We start from the raw sequence: 3,487 nt of genomic DNA, 5'->3' as shown, positions 1-3,487 counted from the left end.
ATATAAGATGAACGTAGGTTGGGTTGAAGCATGAAACCCAACCCCCGCATGGGTTACGCTACCGCTAACCCATCCTACAAATAATTGTGCCTCCCTACTTACTATAGATTAATAACTATGACCTATCTACTTACTGTCTATCGAGCGCTCGAATGCCGTCCGGATACCTATCGGGACTGGTATGACCAAGGCAATATTTTAAAAGAAAGAATGGACTATTTTGGAGCCTTAATCAGCTACGAAAAAGCCTTAGAATATTATCCAGATGACTATTGGGCATGGTACAAAAGGGGTATGATACTAGAAGACTTGGGAATGTATGAAGAAGCGGCTGAAAGTTATGCTAACGCCGCACAGGTAAAGGATGATAACTATTGGGCTTGGTATGATCAAGGTTGTGTTTATCTACAGGAATTAAAGGAATACGAAAAAGCGATCGCTTGTTTTCAACGGGCCCTAAGTCACAGTCCGGGGGACTATTGGGCCGCCTACCGGCAAGGGGATGCCTATCGATTGCTCAAAAACTACGAACGCGCTATTACTTCCTATGATCTGGCCTTGGGAGCGCGACCCCGGGATTATTGGGCCTGGTATCGTCGCGGCGACGCTTTCCGGGATTGGGGCAATCCCCAAGAGGCTTTATTTAATTATCGTACCGCCCTCGATATCCGACCGCAAGATTACTGGTCCTGGTATCAACAGGGTGTGATCCTACAGGAATTACAGCGTTTAACAGAAGCGATCGCCTGTTATGAAGAATCGTTAAAAATCGATCGAGATGATCGCTATGCGTGGTATAATGCCGCCTGCTGTTATGCCGCTCTCGGTCAACAACAAAAAGCGATCAACTGTTTACGCGAAGCTCTAGACATAGAACCGGATATATGCGGCGAATTAGCGCGTAATAACTTTGTTTTCGATGGTTTAAGACAAAATGAAACCTTTAATGACCTCTTGAGTTGTTATTCCCCCAGCTAAAGTCTTTTTGCGGCACCTAGGGTTTGCTGAAAAGGTTTTTTGTAGGGTGTGTGGGATTTTAGGCATTTTCAGGGAAAAAGTGCCTAAAATTTCCCTCTATTGCTCAAATGGCTGGCACTTTTTTGATGGCAAAAAAGCCTAAAGATATTAGCCAACAAGGTTTTTAGATTCATTTAGCCAGTCTGGATTAGCTACAATTGCAATTAGAGAAAAATTATTGAGAATCTTATGCGAGAACTAGACAGAGACAAAACCATCGAACAACTGAACGAAATCATGGAATTTGAACTAGCGGGAGTTGTCCGTTACACCCACTATTCCCTGATGGTGACAGGTCCCCATCGTATCCCCATCGTCCAATTTTTCCAGACCCAGGCCACGGAATCACTCACCCACGCGCAACAAGTTGGGGAAATTCTCACCGGTTTAGAAGGCCATCCTAGCTTAAAAATTGCCACCATCGAGGAGAGCTATGAACACAATATCAAAGCAATCTTGAGTGAGAGCCTCAATCATGAGAAAAAATCCCTTGATTTGTACAAAGCACTTCTAGAAACCGTCGAAGATGCCAGTATTTACCTAGAAGAATTCGCTCGCGGTATGATTGGACAAGAAGAATTACACAATCTGGAAATTCGCAAGATGCTGCGGGATTTTGCTTAAGCTAGGATCAAAGCTAGAGTTTATCGACTAGCTTATGAATCTTAGTTCCGCTTTACCCACTTTTATTATCACTCTCCGGGAAGGTTTCGAGGCCGCTTTAGTGGTGGGAATTGTCCTCGCTTGTTTACAAAAATCGGGTCGATCGCAACTTAACTCATGGGTGTATCGTGGTATTGGTGCGGGAGTAGTGGCTAGTGTTTTGGTCGGTATTTTGCTAGGGGGAATCCTTTTGCAAGTGGATGCCTCTCCTAGTCCATTTGTACCAATAATTAAGGAATTGCTGGCCGCCACTTTTGGACTGATTGCCGTTTTGATGTTGAGTTGGATGTTAATTTGGATGACTCAACAGGCCAAATCTTTGAAATCTGAGGTAGAAAGTGCGGTAAAAGCGGGTTTAAAAGCGGAAAATGGGGCAGGAAAAGCGATTTTTCTGCTCGTTTTTATCGCTGTCTTGCGGGAGGGATTTGAAACTGTCCTCTTTATCCTGGCCCAATTCCAAAAAGATTGGCAGATACAAACGTTCGGTGCGATAGCAGGGTTAAGTGTGGCAACTTTGTTGGGAATTCTCCTATTTGCGGGGGGAGTAAAAATTAATATCCGTCTCTTTTTCCAAATTATGGGGACTTTCCTGCTCTTAATCGTTGCGGGATTACTCATCGGTGTTTTGAAACATATCGACGCAGGAATCAGTCTTTTAAGTGAAATTGACCCTTTTTATCGCAATTTCTGTCCTTCTCTCCCCTCTTCCTGTCTTCTCGGTTTTCAAGTTTGGGACGGTTCCCAAATTTTGAGCGATCGCACTTTCCCCGGACTCCTCCTTAAATCTCTGTTTGGTTATCGTCAAAACCTCTATATCAGTCAAATTGTTGCTTATATCCTCTTTTTACTGCTTATCGGTGGCCTCTATTTCCAAAGCTTACGACAACGTCCTCAAACAGTGATCAGTAAACAGTGATCAGTAAACAGTGAAAAGATGGCAAGAAACTTCTATTTAATACTGCTCACTTAAAAACTCACATCTGATAACTGTTAACTTACCCACTGATAACTTACCCACTGATAACTGATAACTGATAACTGATAACTGATTATGACTACTTGGCAATGTGACGGTATCCCTAAAGATGGTAAAACTTATCCGCAAGCGACTGCGGGGGGTCATGAACCCTGCGAAAATACTACTCCTGATTGTCCTATCTGTGGCCTGCCTAGGGAAGCGATGGATCCCGTAACAACGACGGTTAAAACCACGGTTGTGGTGTCTCCGGGGGGGACAACTAGAGTTGGCCAAAAATCTAACTGGTTACTTCCCTTCGCTTTGATAATTACCGCTTTAACCGCAGGTTTAGGGGGTTGGAGTCTATTGCAAATGCTGATTCCCAAACCCGATACTCCCCAAGTTGTCGGGGAAGAAACCCCAGACAAGCAAACCGAGGCAACTTTTGTGAGTGATACGGCTAAAAATCCCGATTTATTTAGCCAAGGTGAGAAAATACTGCTTAATTCCACTCCTAACCAAGAAAAAGGCGCAGCGGCCTTTAAAAAGGAAGATTGGGCAAATGCGATCGCATCTTACCAACTGGCAGCCACTCCCCAAGCAAACGATCCGGAGGGCAAAATCTATTACAATAACGCCAAAGCTAGACAAAAGGGTAATCAAAATACTATAGCCGTCGTTGTCCCCATCGCTAACGACCCCAACAGCGCCAAGGAAATTCTCCGAGGTGTGGCAAGGTATCAAGAGGAGTTTAATAATTCTAATCCTGGTAATCCTTTGGAAATAGTCATCGCTAATGATGGCGGTGGGTTACAATCAAAAGCGATAGCCGATGATCTGATTCAAGCC

General features: G+C 44.1%; 4 protein-coding genes. All 4 read left to right on the top strand.

The features are described from left to right. The first annotated feature begins 117 nt into the window (after positions 1-117). A complete protein-coding gene (locus tag IQ242_RS19890) occupies positions 118-978 on the top strand; it encodes a lipopolysaccharide assembly protein LapB (protein WP_193961152.1) in 861 nt (286 codons plus the stop codon). Positions 979-1,206: 228 nt separating this feature from the next. Continuing rightward, positions 1,207-1,641, top strand: a complete 435-nt coding sequence (locus IQ242_RS19885) for a bacterioferritin (RefSeq protein ID WP_110579831.1) — start codon at positions 1,207-1,209, stop codon at positions 1,639-1,641. 34 nt (positions 1,642-1,675) lie between these two features. Then, the gene (locus IQ242_RS19880; RefSeq protein ID WP_193961151.1) at positions 1,676-2,596 is read left to right on the top strand and encodes an FTR1 family protein; all 921 of its coding nucleotides are present in this window, start codon (positions 1,676-1,678) and stop codon (positions 2,594-2,596) included. Between the two features lie 135 nt (positions 2,597-2,731). Then, a partial coding sequence (locus tag IQ242_RS19875; RefSeq protein ID WP_193961150.1) for an ABC transporter substrate-binding protein occupies positions 2,732-3,487 on the top strand: 756 nt, incomplete at its 3' end.

The organism is Microcystis sp. LEGE 08355 (genome assembly GCF_015207185.1).
GTDB lineage: Bacteria > Cyanobacteriota > Cyanobacteriia > Cyanobacteriales > Microcystaceae > Microcystis > Microcystis panniformis.
Note: the sequence above shows the minus strand (reverse complement) of the source record. Positions and strands in the feature narration are given on the sequence as shown.

Excerpts from the sequence above, each read along its gene's own strand:
- IQ242_RS19890 (WP_193961152.1), top strand. The coding sequence starts at position 118 with ATGACCTATCTACTTACTGTCTATCGAGCGCTCGAATGCCGTCCGGAT.
- IQ242_RS19885 (WP_110579831.1), top strand. The coding sequence starts at position 1,207 with ATGCGAGAACTAGACAGAGACAAAACCATCGAACAACTGAACGAAATC.
- IQ242_RS19880 (WP_193961151.1), top strand. The coding sequence starts at position 1,676 with ATGAATCTTAGTTCCGCTTTACCCACTTTTATTATCACTCTCCGGGAA.